Here is a 17,840-nt window from a genome sequence, read left to right on the forward strand (position 1 = left end):
CATCGCCGCAAGCACGAACTGCTGCGCGTTCTCGACCGTCCCGAGATCCCGCTCCACACAAACGGCTCAGAAAACGACATCCGCACCTGCGTCATCAAGCGCAAGATCTCCGGTGGAACCGTCAGTGGCGCTGGCAGGCAGGCCCGTGACGTCCTGCTCGGCCTGATGAAGACCTGCATGAAACTCGACGTCTCGTTCTTCCGCTATCTCGGCGACCGGCTCGGCATACCCACACAAGAGCCGGTTCCGCCGCTCCCGCATCTCATTCGGCAAGCCGCCCAAGCCTGACTGCCCGGAAATTTGCCCCGGTTACGGGAAGCTGTTCCGCTGAAATAGCCATCTCCTATGCGGACATGCCGCCATCGACCACCAATGTTGTACCGGTCGTGAAGCTGCTGTCGCTCGAGGCCAGGTAGAGTACGGATTGCGCTACTTCTTCGGCCCGTCCGTGCCGGCCGAGCGGGATGAGGTCGTTGAAGAACGCGGTCCCGTCGCAGCCCATCTGGCTGCCGAGGCCTTCCTCTACTGCATGCTGGAACCCGTTGTCGATCGGCCCCGGATGGATGGTGTTGACGCGGATTCTGCGGACCGCCAGCTCCTTGGCAAGACAGCGCATCAAGCCGACCTGCGCGTGCTTGGCAGTGATATAGGCATAGACGCCGGCGTCGCCGCGCAGACCTGCGACGCTGGAAGTGATGACGATGCTTCCTCCGTCCCGCATCCTGGGCGCGGCATATTTCGCTGCCAGGAAGGCACCCTTCACATGCACGGCCTGCACCGCGTCAAACACCCCCTCAGGATAGTCGGCGATGGGCGCAACCGTGCCGAAATTGCCGGCATTGGAGAATAGGACATCGATCGGCCCGAAGCGCTCGACCGTGGCCTCGATGTAGCGCTCGGTCTCCCCGGCCGAAGTGACGTCAGCGGCGAGGGACATGATCCTGTCGGAAGGCAGGTCAGCCGCCGCCCGTTCCAGCGCCCCGCCGTTGCGGTCGACCAGCACCACACGCGCACCCTCTGCGAGGAACAGGCGGGCGGTGGCTTGTCCCAGGCTGCCGGCGCCGCCCGTGATGATGCCGGTCTTGTTCTGGAGCTTCATGAAGCGACACCGATAGTTCGTGTCAGAATGGGTAATGCAGCGGGCCGTCCTGGACGGTGATCCAGCGCAATTCGGTGAACTCGGCAATACCGGCCTTGCCGCCGAAGCGGCCATAGCCTGAATCCTTGACACCACCGAAGGGCATCTGGGCCTCGTCGTGCACGGTTGGGCCGTTGATGTGGCATATGCCCGATTCAATGCGGCGCGCGACCGACATGGCGCGGTTGACGTCCTTGCCGAAAACCGCGGAGGACAGGCCATATTCCGTGTCGTTGGCCACCCGCACCGCCTCGTCGATCCCGCTCACCCGCACGATCGTGACCACGGGGCCGAAACTTTCTTCGCCATAGATGCGCATGTTCGGCTTCACACGGTCGAGGAGGGTGGCCTCCATGACTGTGCCGTGGACACCGCCGCCGGCGGCCAGCACCGCGCCCTTGGCGACGGCGTCCTTGATCAATTCCTCAATGCGCCGGGCCGCGCTCTCGTCGACCACGGAGCCCAGCGGTGTGGAGCCTTCCCGCGGGTCGCCAGCTTTGAGGGAACGTGCTTTTTGCGCCAGTGCGCGGACAAAAGGCTCCGAGATCTTCTCGTCGACGACGATACGTTCCGTCGACATGCATATCTGACCCTGGTTCATATATGCGCCGAAGGCAGCCGCCGCGACGGCGGCATCGAGATCGGCGTCATCGAGCACGACCATGGGCGCCTTGCCGCCGAGTTCGAGCAGCACCGGCTTGAGGTAGCGTCCCGCCGTCTCCGCAATGATGCGTCCAACGCGTGTCGAACCGGTGAAGTTGACGCGGCGCACAGCGGGATGGGCGATCAGCGTATCCACGATGGCCGATGCGTCGTCGGGCGCGTTGGAAAGCGCGTTGAGCACACCATACGGCACTCCGCCCTCGTGCAGCGCGTCGACGATCAGCCGGTGTGTACGCGGGCAAAGCTCGGATGTCTTCATCACCACGGTGTTGCCGCAGGCAAGTGGCGTAGCGAGCGATCGCACACCGAGGATCACGGGCGCGTTCCACGGCGCTATGGACAGCACAACACCCGCCGGCTGGCGGATGGCCATGGCCGTGCTGCCCGGCCGGTTGGAAGGGATGATTTCGCCGGTGATCTGCGTGGTGAGCGATGCTGCCTCGCGCAGCATGTCGGCGGCAAGTCCGACATTGAACATGGCCCAGCCAGTGGTCGCTCCAACCTCCTCGGCCATGGCGGCGACGATGTCCGGTCCCCGTGCTTCGAGGGCGGCCGCGGCTGAAAGCAGGATGCGCCGTCTTTCGCCGGGTCCCGTCGCCGCCCATGCAGGAAAGGCTCGCGCGGCCGCATCGCAGGCGAGTTGGGCATCTTCGACGCTGGCTGCTGCGGCACGCGTGGCCACTTCTCCGGTCATCGGGTTCAAGCGCTCGAAAGTGTGCCCGCTGGAGGCGCCCCGATCTTCCTCGCCGATCAGCAATCCTAACTGTTCCATCTTTCTACCTCGTCTCATTTCTGTCACGCCATACCCAGAAAAGCCCGCTGCACAGCGCTGTTTCGCCTCAGTGCAGCCGCTGTTCCCTCTCCAACGATGCGTCCGGCCTCCATCAGATAACCGCGGTCGGCGACCGACAGGCTTATCCGGACATTCTGTTCTACGATCAAAAGGGCGACGCCGGTTTCTCGCACCCGCCCCAGTGTTTCGAAAAGCTCCGTGACGACCACGGGCGCAAGCCCCAGACTCGGTTCGTCGAGCATCAGATAGTCGGGCTTCGACATCAGCGCGCGGGCAATGGCCACCATCTGCTGCTCGCCTCCCGACATGGTATTGACGGTCTGACGGCGGCGTTCGGCTAGCTTCGGAAAAAGCTCGTAAACATGGCGGCGCCGTGCTTCTTCGCCACTGCGCGCACGGCTTGAATAGGCGCCAAGCAGCAGGTTCTGCTCTACAGTGAGGTCGCCGAAGACGCCACGGCCTTCAGGCACCAACGCGATCCCCATAGACGGAATGAGATGCGGAGGCAGGCCCGCGATGGGGTTGCCGTCGAGCTTGATCTGGACACCCTTGTCAGGCTTGACCAAGCCGGCAATCGCTTTCAAGAGCGACGATTTGCCGGCGCCGTTAGCGCCGAGAATGACGACCGTTTCGCCCCGCTCTATATTCGTGGCAACGCCGTCGAGGGCCAGATGTTTGCCGTAGCGCAGGCTGAGGTCGAAAACTTCAAGCATGGCTTTCTCCGAGATAGGCCCGGACGACCTCTGGCTCGCTCAGCACATTGCCGGTTTCGCCGTCCGCGATCTTGCGTCCCGCATTCATGACGACGCACCGCCCGCACAGCGCGCGGATTGCATCCATCACGTGCTCGACGAGCAGCACGGTCATGCCGTCCCTTTTGAGATCGGAGATCAGCTCGATGCCTGTTGCAAGCTCGGTCGGGTTGAGCCCCGCCAGCCATTCGTCGAGCAGAAGCAGCCTCGGGTCGGATGCCAGCGCACGCGCAAGCTCCAGCCGCTTCTGATCGATATAGGTGAGCTCGGCGGTCATCTCGTTTTCCCGGCCGCCAAGCCCGACGCGGTCGAGGCAGGCCAGTGCCTTGCCGCGAACCGCCGCCCCCCACAGCTTCTCCGGGCCGAACGCTGCGGCCGCTTCTACGTTCTCGGCCACGCTCATGGAAGGCAGGACACGGACGAGTTGAAAGGTCCGCGCCACGCCGCGCACGGCGATGCGATGGGCGGCCATGCCGACGATCTTTTCCCCGTTGAGCAAGATTGCGCCGCCGCTCGCCGGCAGGAGGCCCGAGATCATGTTGAGCACGGTCGTCTTGCCGGAGCCATTCGGCCCCAGCAGACCGACGGTTTCACCCACATCGATGGTGAACGAGATATCGTGGACGGCGGTCAGTCCGCCGAAGCGCTTCCTGAGATCCCGAATTTCCAGAAGCTGTGTCATCGTCTGGCATCCGCCGTGTCGCGGGAAAGGGCGCTTTCGGCGCCGTACGTTTGTGGGTCGGGCTTTCGCTGGCCAAATGTGCGCTCCGCAAAGGCCGCGACACCGCCCGGCAGGACGAAGACGATCAGGATGAAAAGAAGGCCGAGAATGATGGAATAATGATCCGGAAACCTTGCCGACAGCCATTCGAAGAGCAGGAACAGCGGTACCGCCCCGAGCGCCGGTCCCCACAGCCGGTTGGCCCCGCCCAGCAGCGCCATGATCAGGGTGAGAAACGACAGGGTGGGGTTGAAGACGATGCCCGGCTCCACATAGGTCCAGCGCGGTGCCTGGATCGCGCCGACCAGGGTGATGATGACAGCGCTCAACGCGAACAGGGCAAGCTTGGTGCGGGCGATATCGATGCCGCAATGGGTTGCCACGACTTCATCGTCGCCGATCACCTTCAGCGCCAGGCCCAGCCGGTTGCGGCCGATCCACCATGATATGAGCAGCGTGATCGTCATCAGTGCCAGGAGTTGCCAGTAGATTTGCTCCGGCCCGAACGACATGAAGATGTAACGGCCGAGCGTGCCGGTGACATTGACCTCATACCAGGTGACGAGCTGGCGCACGAGCTCCGCAAGCCCGAAGGTGAATATCACGAAATAGACGCCGGCCAGCCTGAGGGTGGAAAGGCCGACCACGAGCGCCACGGCAAGCCCGATGGCTGCGGCTGCAGCCAGCACCAGGGGATAGGGTAGCACTTCGTTCAGTGCTGCGACTGTGTAGGCGCCTATGCCGAAAAACGCGACCGTCGCCAGTGAGACGTAACGGGTGGGACCAGAGAACAGCGCCCAGGCGCTGGCAAGCGTCACATAGCCGGTAAGCCCGATCAGAAGCCCGATCTGATATCGCCCTAAATAGAAGGGTGCGAAGGCCAGCGCGGCGAGGGCAACTAGCGCGACGGCAAAGACGAGTGCGAGGCGTCCATTCATCGCGTGGCCTTTCCGAACAGGCCCTGCGGCCGCCACAGAAGCAGCGCTAGGAAAATAGCATAGGTGGCGGCGAGCGTCAGGCCGGGCTCCAAATAGGTGGCGACGAAGGTCTCGACCATGCCGAGGATCAGCCCGGCGCTGAGCGCGCCCAGAAGATTGCCTACGCCGCCCATGATGACGACGATCAGGGCTTTCATGGTGAAGGTCACGCCCGATGTGGCGGTGAATGTCTGGTACATGGATATGACCACGCCGCCGGCCGCGGCCAGGGCGCCGCCGAGCGCAAAGGCGAAGCGCGCGGCGCGATTAACATCGATGCCCACAAGCACGGCCGATTGCGGCGCGACGGCGACGGCACGGATCGCCGTGCCCCAGCGCGTGTAACGAAGCAGGCCGTAAAGCGTGAGGCCAATGGTGAGCGCCAGCCCCAGGGCGAGAAGTCTGTTGGCGGCAATATTCGCCCCGAGAATCGAGACCGGGATGTTTAAATAGGAATAGCTCATATAGTTCGAGCCGAAGAGAACGAGGAGCACCCCCTGGATGACGAAGAGGAGACCGAAAGTGGCGAGGATCGAATCGATCTCCAGTGCGCTGCGGTCTCCGGCCCTTGCCACTAGCGGGCGCATCATGACGCCATAGATGGCGTAGCCGAAGGCAAACCCCGCCGGGACCACCAGAAGCAGGCCTGCCATCGGATTGAGGCCCAGCGCATTCTTGAGAACGAATGCAGCAAAGGCTGCGGCGATCATGGTCTCGCCATAGGCCAGGTTCATGATGCGGGCGATACCGTATTGCAGCGTGAGCCCCATCGCCACCAGCGCATAGGTGCCGCCCAGCACCAGACCTGCAATAATTGCGGTCGTCAGCATTTCGACTTTTCCTGACCTGTTGTTTCCTTGGCAATGACGTCGTGGCTGCGCTGCTCCACATCCTCCGCCGCCCATCCGGTAGCGGGAGGACGTGGAGCGAGCTCTGCCGTCGGCTAGTTCTTCCAAGGTGTCTTCGGCAACCTCGGTGTGGCTGCGCCGGGCCTATCGGGCGGTGCGATGCCCACAAAGACGCCGTTCTGCCATTGCCCGGCCCACCAAAGGTTACGGAGTTGGTTGTTTTCGAGCTTGGTTTCGCCGAGTACGGTCTGGAAGGTGCCGGTGGACAGTTCTCGCGATACGGCCTCTCTATCAAGGCCGACGCGCTTGATTGCCTCCTGCAGCATTTCAAGGCTGGCATAGGTGATCACGCTGCCCCAGTAGTCAGGTCCCTGGCCCGTCAGTTCGTGATGCCGCCGACGATAGTCACGGTTGGCCTCATTGGTAGGGTCAATGCCACCGAGGCTCATGACCCCCTCGGCAGCGGGGTTCTCTTCGCCGTAAGCCGGAAAGCCGACGCCAACTCCAAGGTAGAAGACCTTGGGGTTATAGCCTGAAACCTGCGCCTGCTGGGTCAGCGCAAAGGTGTCGGGTGGGTAGGAGAAGGCAACGAAGCTGTCGGCTTCGGTCCCCGAAGCCTCGTTGACCATCGGCGAGAAGTCGGTCGTCCCGACGGGATAGGTTTTGTCGTAGACGACCTCGATGTCCGCCTCGGCAAAGGATTCCCGTGCCGCGGTCACTAGGTCGATACCGAATCCATCGGCCACCGAAACCATCGCCACCTTGTCACCGATGGTACCCGCTTCACGCGCGTTGACGAGCAGGTTGGCCAATGCGTCCGTATAGTCGGCGCCGCCGCCCAGGAACCAGAAGCTCCTCGGCCAGCGCTCGACAAAGTCAGGCGCCTTGTCGGTCACCGCTGAAACGGCAAGCTGCGGGTAGCCGTAGCGGTCGAACAGCGGCGCGACCGCCAGATTGAAGCCGGTTCCCCAGGGAGGCAGGATGAAATCGACCTCGTCCTGCGCGGCCAAGCGCTCCACGGCGCGTACCACTTCCTCCGCCGATGACCGGTCGTCATACTCGATCAGTTCGATCGGCAGTCTGCTGCCGTCGGGCATTTCCAGTCCGCCGGCTTTCTTCACGTTATCTATCCAGAGCTGATAGTTAGGAATCGTCGTGATGCCGGCTCCGCCAGCGTTGACGCCGGTTTTGGATACGGCATAGCCGATCTTGACCGAACTCCGCTCCTGTGCGGCGCTATCTGCCGGCCAGATGGCCAGCGCCGCCAGGGCAATCGTCGATAGCAGCAAAAAGGGCGCACGGCGCCCGCCGATAGGTTCCAGCATTGTGTCTCCTCCACATGTCGCATCGGATCTCTGGCGCGCTTGCCGGCTCCCGCATTCCAGTCCCATGGCCTCCGAGGGACGAGAATGCGAATATCGCCGATAGGCCGCGTCGCCCGATCCATTTCCTCCGCATGCAGGGAGATGTTAAACCGCTGCCAGAGCTTGGAAATGGACTTTCTGCGCAAAGAATTGTACTTTTGATGGAAGCCAGCAGAGAGACGTTCATGGCATTCGGAAGTATCCTGGAATCTGCGGAGAACTCGGAGGTCGCACCCATCGTGGTGCTTCCCGAGACGGAGGCGGTGGCGGTGAAGACCGCCTTGTCGCCTGTCGCCTGGACACTGCACGGGAACCGCAACCGCGCCTTTGTGCTCATTTCGGGTGCGGGCCGGCTCTCGATGGAGGGCAAAGCGGTGCAACTTGAATCGCCTTGCGTCCTATGGCTGCCGACCGGCAACTCCGCCACGCTGACCCTTGAGGCGGGCGCGCGCGGCGCGTCGCTCGCGGCTTCCGAGCTTGCGATCGGGCGGGCGGTGCCGTCCGGTCCCATAGGTGGGCAGGTGAAGGATGCGCTGTTCCATCCTGTTCTGGGTGTCAAGGTGGAGCCGGCGGTCGCCCAGGACCTTTGCCGTTCGATCGAAGCGGTGGGAGAGGAGTTGCGTTATGACCGGCCGGGCGGTCAGGACGCCGCGCGTTATCACCTCGTCCTGGTTCTGATCGCGCTCTGGCGCACGTCGAGTCCCGAGGCACCCGAGCCACAATCAGCGCCACGCGCGATCGTGCGCAATTTTCTTCACCTTGTGGAACTGCACGCCCGCGACCACTGGCGCATTGAAGATTATGCCCGTTTCCTGTCGATCTCCCGCGGCAGGCTAGGCAGCGCCGTCAAACGCGTCACCGGCCGCTCGGCGCTGGCGCTCATCAACACCCGTCTGGTAGCTGAAGCGGAGGTGTTGCTTGGCGGCACGAATCTGCAGGCATCGGAGGTTGCCGAAGCTCTGGGTTTCAGGGATGCCGCCTATTTCAGTCGGTTCTTCAAGCGCGAAACCGGCGTCACTCCAGGCCGCAAGCGACGCGAGGCTGTGTTGCGCAAGTCGAGGCGCGCCCAGTCTTTTGCCGCATGGCCTTGATGCATTCGGACATGCTGATGGCTGCCGGGCGCGGTGAACCGCCTCAAACAGAACGGCGCGCGCAGGGCGAGACCGATCGGAACGCACTCGATAAGATCAAACCCGCCACCAGCGGTAAGGCGACGGCGATCGAAGCCGGAGTCCGCTCCGAGCACACATGCGACATTTGCCAGAACCGCGATGGTAGCGGATATTAAAGCGCACGCCTTGAAATCATTGAAGAGTTCCAGGCGGGGTGCTACCATAAATCATAAAAAACGAAGTTATTTCAGTATCTTAAAGCGTTTTTGGTGGCGGAGGAGCGCTTCCACCAATACAGTGCAACGACAGAATTTGCGTGCTGAAGCCGTTTTCCTAAACGCGGCGGATTGCTTCAGTGGGGGAGGGGCAAGTGTTGGCCGGCGGTGGTCGCGGAACTGCCGGAAACGCACGCTATAGCGGAAGCTCACACTGGCCGCTGCTTTAGGCTCTGCGGGAGAGCACCAACACCAGCTTGGCTTTCGTCCTTGGCTTGTAGATTTCGGTGCGATGGTCCTGGCCTAAACCCAGCCTGCCTCATCATATTGTTCCCGTGGTACAACGGCATTGCGGACGATGGACTGGTGACGTGCCTACGAAGCGGTCGTTCTCACCAGTGCCAAAACTTGTGCGTTCTCTCTCGGTTCTGGTCGGCAGCAAAACGACGCTTTTGGAGACCTAGTAAAAATGAGAGCTAGACTGGCGGGCTGGAATGAACCTGACATTTCTTGAAACCTTCATCTGGGCGGCGCGCCTCAAGAGCTTCACCCTCACCGCGGAGCGCATGAATGCCACTCAGGCCGCTGTTTCGGCGCGGATTGCCGCGCTGGAGCGGGAGCTTGGGGTCAAGCTCTTCTACCGCGAGCCGCGCGAGGTAAGGCTTACGCCCGACGGAGTTTCCGCGCTGGAACGTGCTGAAGGCCTGGTGCGAGCGGCGCACGAACTCATCCGGGACATCGGCGCCCAGGAGAGGCTGCGCGGAACGGTGCGGATCGGCGCCATCGATACGATCTCGCACAGCTGGCTCATCGACCTCATCAAGAGGTCCAAGACCCTCTATCCGCACATAAACATCGAGCTTACCGCCGACACCAGCCTGCGGCTGACCGACATGCTTCTGGGCAACGAGCTCGATGTCGCGTTGATCATGGGCCCGGTGCTGCAGCCCGACGTGATCAATGTCGACCTGTGCACCTACGCATGCAGCTGGACGGCCTCTCCAGATCTGGGCCTACATGATCGTCAGCTCGACGTGGACGACCTCGCCTCCTTTCCGATCATTTCCTTTCCCAAGGGATCGCAGCCGCACGAGGCGCTGCGGCGCTATTTCCACCGCCACCTGGAAGCCGGCACGGTGCTCTACGCAACCAACTCGCTGGCCACGATCATCCGGATGACGATCGACGGGATCGGCGTGGCGGCCATTCCACCGCCGGTCATGAGCCGCGAGTTGCGGCGCGGCGAACTCGTTCCTCTCAACGTCCGCCAGCCTTTTCCACCCATGAGCTTTCAGGCGGTCTATGTGGATAGCCCGACCTTCCTGCTGCCGGCCGCTGTGGCCAATCTGGCACGAGAGGTGGCGCGGGAATTCTGCAGCCGCAGCGATCCTTCGCAAGCGTGGTGAGAGCACGCACAAAATTTTCTTATGGGAACCGTCAAAAATATTGCGTTGGACATAGGGAGCCGGCGCGAGGGACCTTTCCTCGTCCAGGAAGATGAGGAACCCCCGTGAAGATTTCTATCGTTCAGATGAACTCCCAGGGAGACAAGGCCGCCAACATCGCCGCGGCCAAGGACCTGGTGGCTGAGGCCGCCAAAGACAATCCCGATCTTATCGTGCTGCCGGAATATTGGGCTCTGCTGGGCGACACCTCGGCGGACTTCCACGCCAGCGCCGAGGAATTTCCCGACGGCGAAGCCTATAGCACGATGGCCGGCCTTGCCCGCGAGCACGGCGTGACGCTGCATGGCGGAAGCATCGTCGAGAAAACCGGCAACAAGTTCCACAACACCACGGTCGTTTTCGCGCCGGACGGCGGAGAGATCGCCCGCTATCGCAAAATCCATCTCTTCGATGTGGACGTGCCGGGCGGGGTGAGCCACCGGGAGAGCGCGACGATTGCGCCGGGATCGGATATCGTCACCTACCAATGCAAGGGCCGCACGGTGGGCTGCGCCATCTGCTACGATATCCGCTTTCCCGAACTCTTCCGCGCCTTGCGCGACCGGGGAGCGGAGGTAATCGTCCTGCCCGCCGCGTTCACGCTGATGACCGGCAAGGATCATTGGGAGGTGCTCGCCCGCGCAAGGGCGATCGAGACGCAGACGCATTTCGTCGCCGTCGGCCAGTACGGCCCCCATGCCGGAGGCAGGAAGGCCTGCTTCGGGCACAGTATCGTGATCGACCCTTGGGGCCATGTCTCAGCCCAGGTCGGCGACCATGTTGGCCACGCCACAGGCGCTCTCAACCATGAATATCGCGACCGCGTGCGCCAGAACGTGCCGGTCCACAACCATCACGTTCTGTGAGGCGGCTCCTATGTTCCAGATCAACCCTTTGCCGCCGCAGGTCCCTTGCTCCACGATCGAGCGCCTGGAGTTGGTCGAGACCGCGACTGTCGGGCACTTCCTGCACACGCAGTTCGCCGACAACTGCCTGCGCGCCGTGCTGCCGGAAAAGCGTATCGCCGGTACCGCCGTGACCCTGCGCATACCCGGCGCGGACTCCACCTTGCTGCACCATGTCCTGGCGCTCGTTCGCCCGGGCGACTTCCTGGTCATCGACCGGGGCGGCGACACCAAGCACGCCTGCTGGGGCGGGGTGGTCACCAACGCGGCCAAGCTCGCCGGCGTCGTGGGCGCGGTGATCGATGGACCGGCGACGGATTTCGGCGAAATCCGTCGTTGCGACATGCCGGTCTGGTGCGCCGGTCCCGCGCCGATCACGACCAAGCTGCTCGGCCTGGAGGGAGCTTTCAACGTGCCCGTGTCGGTGGGCGGCCAGGCTGTGGAGCCGGGAGATGCGGTGCTGGCCGACGAGAGCGGCGTTCTGTTCCTGAAGCCGGATCAGTGCCTTGCCGTCGCCGAGCGCGCCATCGCCATGCAGGAACGGGAGATCACCGTGCTGGAAAGACTGCGCAACGGAGAGAAGCTTCCCGACATCACCGGCGCGAGCGAGAAAGTCGCCGCGGCAATGGAGGCTGTCGCAGCGGAATAGCTTTCGGCTGCACCGAAGGTCTGTAGATAAAAATGGGAGAGTCAGATGAACAGGATGAAATGGTCAACGCTCGCCGTGGTCGCGGCGCTTGCATCGGGCTTCAGCTTCCAGGCCGCCGCCGACACCTGGCGCATGGCGCATAAGATGCCGGCGGACTCGGTGGAAGGCGTCATCTTCCAGGCTGTGGCAGACCGTATCGCGGAAAAAACGAACGGAAAGGTCACGGTCCAGGTCTTCCCGAACGAGCAGCTCGGCAAGGACGACGCCATTCTGGAGCAGCTCCAGATGGGAACGGTGCACATCTATCCGGAAGGATCGTCCTATCTGCAGAAATGGGTGCCCGAGATGCAGTTCGTGAGCGCGCCCTTCCTGTTCGACGACCGGGAGCACTGGTCGCGCTTCATGGCCTCCGATCTCGTCGAGGGTTGGCACGAGCGGATTGAGACGGAAGCGGGCATCACGGTGATCGGCGACTCGACCGCCATGGTACGCGGACCGTATCGGGTGATGGTGGCGAAGAAGCCGGTGGAATCGCTTGATGACATCAGTGGCCTGCGGCTGCGTCTGCATCCGGACGAACTCGCAGCCGCGGCGTGGCGCCATCTCGGCGCCGAGGTGCGCACGCTCGGATGGACCGAGGTCTATGAATCTCTGGGCCGCGGCATCGTCGAGGCGGTCAACAGCCCGATAGCGCTCGTGGAGCCGATGCGCTTCTACGAAGTCGCCCCTCACGTCATCCGGCACGACGAATATCCGCAGGGCCTGGCTTTCATGGCCAACGCGGCCGCTTGGAACGGCCTCGACGAGGAGACACGTGCGCAGATCCTTGAGGCTTACGACGAGGTGGCCGCCGAATCGGAGGCGGACACGATGAAGGTCGCCAACGCATCCGTCGAACGCATGAAGGCGGAAGGTGTAAACTTCTCTAAGGTCGATACGTCTCCCTTCGTCGCGCGCATGATGGAGCTCTATGAGGAGATGGACAGCCGTGGAGAACTGCCGGAAGGCTTCCTGAAGGCTGTCGCCGAAACGCGCCAGACCGACGGATGATCGCAAGGGCGCTGGATGCCGGGCTCGGCGTCTGCGAGCGGGTCTTCCTGATCGCAGCGAACGGCCTGCTGCTGGTGATGTTGGCGATTAATCTCGCCAACATCCTGTCCAGGCTGTTCCTCGACCTCGGCATCATCTGGGTCTTTCCCTGGACGGGGGTGCTCTTCGTCTGGATGGTGTTTCTCGGCTTCTTCGTCATCTACCGGCGCGGCCAGGACATCTCCATCGACATCCTCGTCCGCAAGTTCGGGCCGAAGCTGCAGGCGGCCTTCCGCATCCTGGTCGGTCTGATCGTGATCGGGCTTCTTGTGCTGATCCTCTACCAGGCGCCTATCCTGGTGCCGCGCCAGGTGGGCCAGATCGACCTCGTCGGCATCCAGCGCTATTGGCTGTCGGTGCCCTTCTTCGTCTCCTGCTTTCTGATCGTGCTGCAGTTTCTGCTCGATATCATCGTGAGCGCGCGCGTCCTCGCGCTCGACGGCCGCCCCGTGGAGGAAACCTGACATGGTTGCCGCAGGCTTGTTCGCCACCTTCGTCCTGCTCATCGCCATTCGGGTACCGATCACCGCTGCGATCGGCGTCGCTGTGGCGGGCGCCCTCATCGTCTCGGGCTTCACAGGAAATCTCTGGATCATCCCGATGAAGGTGCTCGAGGCTGTCAGCAACACCTCGCTTCTGGCCATTCCTTTTTTCATTCTGGCCGGCAATCTCATGAACGCCGTCGGAATGACGGAACGCATCTTCAACTTTGCCAATGCGCTAGTCGGTCATTTCCGCGCCGGCTTGGCACAGGTAAATGTTCTGGCCTCGGTGATGCTTGCCGGAGGGACCGGCGCGGCGGTGGCAGATATTGCGGGCCTCGGCGCCGTTGAGATCAAGGCGATGCGTGAGCGCGGCTACAAACCCGCCTTCGCCGCCGCCATCACCACAGTCTCCGCCATCGTGGCGCCATTCATTCCGCCCTCGGTTCCGCTCGTCGTCTACGCTTTCCTCTCCAACGTCTCCGTTGCGCGCATGTTTCTCGCAGGCATCATGCCGGCCTTCCTCGTCGCCATCGCACTTATGATCTTCAATCGGCTGCTGGCGATACGGAACGATTTCCCGCAGCAGCCGCGCGCCTCGCTGGCCGAGATCTGGCGTCACGCGCTGACGGGTGCGGCGGCTCTGATCGCCCCGGCCATCATCATGGTCGGTATCCTCACCGGCACGACCACCGCCTCCGAGGCGGGCGTGCTTGCCTGCGCCTATATCCTTCTGCTCGGCTGCCTGTTCAGGACGTTGACCTGGGAAGCACTGGTCAAGGCGACGACCGAGACCATGCTGATCACCTCGATGATCATGATCATCATCGGCTTTGCCAGCAGCATGGGCTGGCTACTGGCGATCGAGCAGGTGCCCCAGGGTCTTGCCGCCGCGATTCCCGAACTCGTGGAGAACACCTTCTTCTTCCTGCTGGTGGTCATGCTTGGCTTGCTGATCATCGGCTGCTTCATCGATGGGGTGACGATCAAGCTCTTGCTCGTGCCGATTCTGCTGCCGCTTGTCGATTCCTACGGCATCGATCGCGTCCATTTCGGTATCGTGCTGGAGATGTCGATCATCCTTGGCATCGCCACCCCGCCGCTTGGCATCGGGCTCTATATCGTCTCGCGCATAGCCGCCGTGCCGGTCGAAGACGTGGTGCGCTCGGTGATTCCTTATTTCCTGCCGCTGACGATCGTCCTCATCCTGCTCGCCGCCTTCCCGCAGATCAGCCTCTGGCTGCCGGATCTCGTCATGGGCCCGCAATAGTGTTGAAGCGCATTCACCAATACGGTGCAACGACTGAATTTGCGTACTGAGGTGCATCAGCTGTCTCGCTGCTGCAGTGCTGCAGTGACGCTTACAGGTTCAAATCCTGCCCCCGCAACCACTCTAGAGCACGCCAGACCACTCTATTCTACGATCCTCTACGACACGCTATCCCCTTGAATCGGTAGGTTCAAATCAGGTTTGGACCGTTTCTAGGCAGCCGCCGACCGACCTCTTGCGTGACCCGGGTGATGGTAGCTCCTCCAAAAAACGAGAACGCCTGACCGCCTCCGCTTTTTCGCCCGGGCTGACGGCAGCTTTGCGCCCCCATAACGGTCGTTTGACGACGTCACACGAAACCACGAAAGCAGCCACCAATTTGCTCATGGACCAAGTACCATCTATTGATGATTGGTTCTAGCGGTGGGCCGGGCTAGGCATGAAGGGTGCAACCTCGGCTGCGGCCACCGCCAGCATCACCGTATGGAGGGACGCTATGGGGACACTGCCATCCACTCGACTGCCCGAGGGCGATATCCGTATCGCGCTGCGCGACACGGCCTCCTTGCGGGGCGCGAAGCTCAAGGATTGATGACGGAAGGCACGGGGCGAACCTGCGCTTGCCGCAAGGGCCGGCATCTTCTTGAAAGCTCTGGGCTAGCGGTCCCCCGGCTCAGGATTTCCTAACGCGCGCATGGCCGGTATGCCGGCGATAACCGCAATAAGCACCAATCCCGTAGCGAAAAGTACAGGCAGGGTAAGACCCACATGGTCAAACGCCCAGCCCGTACCCAGTGCACCGAGCGCCGGGCTGCCGCGCGAGATCAGACCATGCACGCTGAGCGTTCTCCCGCGCATGGAATCGGGCGCCCGCAACTGCACGAATGTCTGCGTCCCGATCACGCTACGGTCACGAAGAACCCGATAACGAGCGCCAATGCGGTGTCGAGCATTGCGGAACCGCTGGCAACGAGCGCTGCCAGCGCCGCAGCCCCGAGCGCCCATTACGAGCTGCCCCGGCGATCATCTCTGCCTGAATACTGATCGCCCCGACGCCACGAACAGGCGAATGCCGCTGATTTCGGATCCCGCTCTACGCCCCATTTCTGCATAAGGTTAGCCTTTGGGCAACGATATCGCGATCAGAATGACCGCTAACAATCAGTTGGTCTGGAATTCTCAAAAAAGCCTCGCCTCAGAACAATGATCACGTCTTGTCGATATATGTTAACCAACTCTTATTAAACCGTTTTTTACACATGAGATCGATGCGGATTCTACAGCGGAGTAGGAACAAGCGCCGATTCAGCTTGTACCGGCTGCGCGACGATGGCGAACGATCCGGGACATTCGAGGTTCTCCAACCCCGCCGTTTCTCAGCGCATTTGTTCGCACTCTGGCCGACGTCGATCCGACGCAGGTCCCGGAGAGCCCGTCGTTCTGGCGGGGCAGCCGCATTCGTCAAGGCTTCTCAGGTTGCGAGCGTTCCTCCGACCGTTTGCGCGGTCCCAGCCAAACATAGAGCAGGCAAGCGGTTGCGATCAAAGCGGCCGCACTGACGGGCCGGGTGATGAAGACGCTGAAATCCATGTCGCTGACAGTGAGGGCGTTCCGCAGGTTCTTTTCGAGAATCGGCCCCAGCACGATGCCCAGAACGGCGGGCGCGGTCGGAAAGTCCAGGCGCACCATCAGATAGCCAATCAAACCGAAGACCAGCACCAGCCGCACGTCAAAGGCGCTATTGCTGATCGAGAAGGCGCCAATCGCAGCCATCATACAGATTGTCGGAACAAGAACACCCGGGGGAATTTGCAGAACCTTCGCAGCTACCTTCCGGGCACTCAGCCCGACAGCGACCATGAGTATATTCGATAGAAAGAGAAGCAGCAGGATAGAGACAAAGAGCGAACCGTTCTGCTGGATAAGAAATGGCCCGACATGGACTCCCTGAATCATGAGAGCGCCAATCAGGATCGCCGTCACCGGATCGCCAGGGATGCCGAGCGTTAGCAAGGGGACCATGGCGCCGCCGGTGACCGCGTTGTTCGAGACCTCGCAGGCGATCACCCCCTTGACTTCGCCCTGCCCGAACTTGTCGCCAGGCTTTGCGGCGCGCAAAGCATCGCTATAGCTGATCCACGAGGCGATGGCCGGCCCAGTCCCTGGCAGTACGCCGATCAGGCTGCCGATCACGGCCGATTTGAAGGTCAGCCAGCGGTACCGCCACAGATCCCGCAGCACCGCAAGCTGAGACGCCATCTTCTGCGTCGGAAGCACGATTTGATCCTGAACGTCCTTCTTGGAAAGCAGCAACATCTGCGAGATCGCGAACAGGCCGATCAGCGCGGTGGTCTGCGGGATGCCACCCATCAGGTTCGGTTCGCCAAACATAAAGCGCCCGACGCCGCTCACCGGATCGATCCCGACCGTGCTGACGAGAATGCCGAACAGCGCCGCAGAAAGACCCTTGACCAAGGAGCCCCGCGATATCCCCGCGACACAGACCATTCCTACCAGTGCGAAGGAGAAATACTCGACTGAGGTAAACGTCAAGGCGAAACGCGCCAACAATGGTGCGATCGTCATCAGGAGGAGGAGCGAGAACAGACCACCGATGAAAGATCCCCATATGGCCGTCGAAAGCGCCCGGTCTCCCTCCCCGGCCCGGGCCATGGCGAAGCCGTCCAGCGCGGTGGCGGCTGAACTCGGCGCGCCAGGCGTATTGATGAGGATCGCGGGGACGGAGCCTGCGAAGTAACCCGCGCAGTAGATGCCCATCAAGAGCGCCATCGAGGAAGTCGGCCCCATGGCATAGGTCACCGGCAGGAACAGGGCGATGGCGGCCGGTGCGGTCAGGCCGGGCGCGGCCCCGAATATCATTCCGATGACAACGCCGACAAGCAGGAAGAGGATAATCGACGGGTGGGCGACCAGTGCAGCGCCCTGCAGGATATCGGAAAACGCGATCAGATCCATGTCGGAAGCACCACCTTAAAGCCCCAGCTGAAAGACAGATACAGGGTGACCGAGAGCGCAACCGGATAGACGATCAGCATCAGCGGGGAACGCATGCCGAAGGCCAGCATGGTGATGAGTGTAAAGCCCCAGACGCCAAAGCGGACATCCACGGCTTGAAAGAACCACAGATACACAACGAGGGCGATCATCACCACCGCGATGCGGCGGTCCAGCAATGCGGGCATCCCCCCTTCCGAGCGCAGCCCGCGCAGCACGAGAAATGCGCCGCAGATCGCGAGGCCTGCAGCGCAGATCTGCGGTACGAAGCTCGGCGTCAGAGTATCGCTTCCCGCGCCAGTACCCAAACCGAGCGACATCGAAACCACCAGCGCCGCGAGCGCAAGAAGAACCGCCCCTGAAACAGTGTCCTTATGCAATATGTTCATGTCGGCCTCTTCG

General features: G+C 62.2%; 18 protein-coding genes. 8 read left to right on the forward strand and 10 right to left on the reverse strand.

Features of this window, described 5'->3' with window-relative positions:
- Positions 1-288: IS66 family transposase (locus tag N1058_RS06920; protein ID WP_265516785.1), on the forward strand; the 288-nt coding region annotated here is incomplete at its 5' end.
- Positions 289-343: 55 nt separating this feature from the next.
- On the opposite strand, the gene N1058_RS06925 is transcribed toward N1058_RS06920, so the two are convergent.
- The 7 genes from N1058_RS06925 to N1058_RS06955 all read right to left on the reverse strand — a co-directional run bounded on the left by N1058_RS06925 (position 344) and on the right by N1058_RS06955 (position 7,217).
- Positions 344-1,099 carry an SDR family NAD(P)-dependent oxidoreductase gene (locus tag N1058_RS06925; RefSeq protein ID WP_265516786.1) on the reverse strand — a complete coding sequence of 252 codons (756 nt, stop codon included), beginning with the start codon at positions 1,097-1,099 and terminating at the stop codon, positions 344-346.
- Positions 1,100-1,121: 22 nt separating this feature from the next.
- Positions 1,122-2,573 (reverse strand): aldehyde dehydrogenase, encoded by a 1,452-nt coding sequence (locus tag N1058_RS06930; protein WP_265516787.1) that lies wholly within the window; start codon positions 2,571-2,573, stop codon positions 1,122-1,124.
- 23 nt (positions 2,574-2,596) lie between these two features.
- The gene (locus tag N1058_RS06935; protein ID WP_265516788.1) at positions 2,597-3,307 is read right to left on the reverse strand and encodes an ABC transporter ATP-binding protein; all 711 of its coding nucleotides are present in this window, start codon (positions 3,305-3,307) and stop codon (positions 2,597-2,599) included.
- Complete coding sequence (locus tag N1058_RS06940) at positions 3,300-4,028, reverse strand: ABC transporter ATP-binding protein (protein WP_265516789.1); 729 nt, start codon at positions 4,026-4,028, stop codon at positions 3,300-3,302. Before N1058_RS06940 ends, N1058_RS06935 begins: the two co-directional genes overlap by 8 nt.
- Entirely contained in the window at positions 4,025-5,005 is a 981-nt protein-coding gene (locus N1058_RS06945; RefSeq protein WP_265516790.1) for a branched-chain amino acid ABC transporter permease, read from the reverse strand. Before N1058_RS06945 ends, N1058_RS06940 begins: the two co-directional genes overlap by 4 nt.
- A complete protein-coding gene (locus N1058_RS06950; RefSeq protein WP_265516791.1) occupies positions 5,002-5,874 on the reverse strand; it encodes a branched-chain amino acid ABC transporter permease in 873 nt (290 codons plus the stop codon). Before N1058_RS06950 ends, N1058_RS06945 begins: the two co-directional genes overlap by 4 nt.
- 113 nt (positions 5,875-5,987) lie before the next feature.
- Complete coding sequence (locus N1058_RS06955) at positions 5,988-7,217, reverse strand: amino acid ABC transporter substrate-binding protein (RefSeq protein WP_265516792.1); 1,230 nt, start codon at positions 7,215-7,217, stop codon at positions 5,988-5,990.
- Between the two features lie 224 nt (positions 7,218-7,441).
- Between N1058_RS06955 and N1058_RS06960 the strand changes: the two genes are divergently transcribed.
- From N1058_RS06960 to N1058_RS06990, 7 genes are all read left to right on the forward strand, one after another.
- Positions 7,442-8,347 carry a helix-turn-helix domain-containing protein gene (locus tag N1058_RS06960; RefSeq protein WP_265516793.1) on the forward strand — a complete coding sequence of 302 codons (906 nt, stop codon included), beginning with the start codon at positions 7,442-7,444 and terminating at the stop codon, positions 8,345-8,347.
- Positions 8,348-9,077: 730 nt separating this feature from the next.
- Positions 9,078-9,989, forward strand: coding sequence for a LysR family transcriptional regulator (locus N1058_RS06965; protein ID WP_265516794.1), 912 nt, complete (start codon positions 9,078-9,080; stop codon positions 9,987-9,989).
- A gap of 104 nt (positions 9,990-10,093) precedes the next feature.
- Positions 10,094-10,894 (forward strand): carbon-nitrogen hydrolase family protein, encoded by an 801-nt coding sequence (locus N1058_RS06970; protein WP_265516795.1) that lies wholly within the window; start codon positions 10,094-10,096, stop codon positions 10,892-10,894.
- Positions 10,895-10,904: 10 nt separating this feature from the next.
- Positions 10,905-11,582 carry an RraA family protein gene (locus N1058_RS06975; RefSeq protein ID WP_265516796.1) on the forward strand — a complete coding sequence of 226 codons (678 nt, stop codon included), beginning with the start codon at positions 10,905-10,907 and terminating at the stop codon, positions 11,580-11,582.
- 45 nt (positions 11,583-11,627) lie between these two features.
- Complete coding sequence (locus N1058_RS06980) at positions 11,628-12,632, forward strand: TRAP transporter substrate-binding protein (RefSeq protein WP_265516797.1); 1,005 nt, start codon at positions 11,628-11,630, stop codon at positions 12,630-12,632.
- Positions 12,629-13,135 carry a TRAP transporter small permease gene (locus tag N1058_RS06985; RefSeq protein WP_265516798.1) on the forward strand — a complete coding sequence of 169 codons (507 nt, stop codon included), beginning with the start codon at positions 12,629-12,631 and terminating at the stop codon, positions 13,133-13,135. The genes N1058_RS06980 and N1058_RS06985 overlap by 4 nt, the downstream gene beginning before the upstream one ends.
- Position 13,136: 1 nt before the next feature.
- A complete protein-coding gene (locus N1058_RS06990) occupies positions 13,137-14,423 on the forward strand; it encodes a TRAP transporter large permease (RefSeq protein ID WP_265516799.1) in 1,287 nt (428 codons plus the stop codon).
- A gap of 657 nt (positions 14,424-15,080) precedes the next feature.
- Here N1058_RS06990 and N1058_RS06995 read toward each other — a convergent pair.
- The 3 genes from N1058_RS06995 to N1058_RS07005 form a co-directional block, all read right to left on the reverse strand.
- On the reverse strand, positions 15,081-15,326 hold the full coding sequence (locus tag N1058_RS06995) for an MFS transporter (RefSeq protein ID WP_265516800.1): 246 nt from the start codon (positions 15,324-15,326) through the stop codon (positions 15,081-15,083).
- Positions 15,327-15,884: 558 nt separating this feature from the next.
- Complete coding sequence (locus tag N1058_RS07000; protein WP_265516801.1) at positions 15,885-17,399, reverse strand: tripartite tricarboxylate transporter permease; 1,515 nt, start codon at positions 17,397-17,399, stop codon at positions 15,885-15,887.
- A complete protein-coding gene (locus N1058_RS07005) occupies positions 17,390-17,827 on the reverse strand; it encodes a tripartite tricarboxylate transporter TctB family protein (protein WP_265516802.1) in 438 nt (145 codons plus the stop codon). Before N1058_RS07005 ends, N1058_RS07000 begins: the two co-directional genes overlap by 10 nt.
- Positions 17,828-17,840 lie beyond the last annotated feature (13 nt).

This window comes from Nitratireductor luteus (genome assembly GCF_026162365.1).
Lineage (GTDB): Bacteria > Pseudomonadota > Alphaproteobacteria > Rhizobiales > Rhizobiaceae > Chelativorans > Chelativorans luteus.

Bases quoted from the DNA above. Each gene is read 5' to 3' on its own strand.
- N1058_RS06930 (WP_265516787.1), bottom strand. From the start codon at position 2,573: ATGGAACAGTTAGGATTGCTGATCGGCGAGGAAGATCGGGGCGCCTCC.
- N1058_RS06935 (WP_265516788.1), bottom strand. From the start codon at position 3,307: ATGCTTGAAGTTTTCGACCTCAGCCTGCGCTACGGCAAACATCTGGCC.
- N1058_RS06955 (WP_265516792.1), bottom strand. From the start codon at position 7,217: ATGCTGGAACCTATCGGCGGGCGCCGTGCGCCCTTTTTGCTGCTATCG.
- N1058_RS06985 (WP_265516798.1), top strand. From the start codon at position 12,629: ATGATCGCAAGGGCGCTGGATGCCGGGCTCGGCGTCTGCGAGCGGGTC.
- N1058_RS06950 (WP_265516791.1), bottom strand. From the start codon at position 5,874: ATGCTGACGACCGCAATTATTGCAGGTCTGGTGCTGGGCGGCACCTAT.
- N1058_RS07005 (WP_265516802.1), bottom strand. From the start codon at position 17,827: ATGAACATATTGCATAAGGACACTGTTTCAGGGGCGGTTCTTCTTGCG.
- N1058_RS06960 (WP_265516793.1), top strand. From the start codon at position 7,442: ATGGCATTCGGAAGTATCCTGGAATCTGCGGAGAACTCGGAGGTCGCA.
- N1058_RS06945 (WP_265516790.1), bottom strand. From the start codon at position 5,005: ATGAATGGACGCCTCGCACTCGTCTTTGCCGTCGCGCTAGTTGCCCTC.
- N1058_RS06975 (WP_265516796.1), top strand. From the start codon at position 10,905: ATGTTCCAGATCAACCCTTTGCCGCCGCAGGTCCCTTGCTCCACGATC.
- N1058_RS06965 (WP_265516794.1), top strand. From the start codon at position 9,078: ATGAACCTGACATTTCTTGAAACCTTCATCTGGGCGGCGCGCCTCAAG.
- N1058_RS06990 (WP_265516799.1), top strand. From the start codon at position 13,137: ATGGTTGCCGCAGGCTTGTTCGCCACCTTCGTCCTGCTCATCGCCATT.
- N1058_RS06940 (WP_265516789.1), bottom strand. From the start codon at position 4,028: ATGACACAGCTTCTGGAAATTCGGGATCTCAGGAAGCGCTTCGGCGGA.
- N1058_RS06980 (WP_265516797.1), top strand. From the start codon at position 11,628: ATGAACAGGATGAAATGGTCAACGCTCGCCGTGGTCGCGGCGCTTGCA.
- N1058_RS06925 (WP_265516786.1), bottom strand. From the start codon at position 1,099: ATGAAGCTCCAGAACAAGACCGGCATCATCACGGGCGGCGCCGGCAGC.
- N1058_RS07000 (WP_265516801.1), bottom strand. From the start codon at position 17,399: ATGGATCTGATCGCGTTTTCCGATATCCTGCAGGGCGCTGCACTGGTC.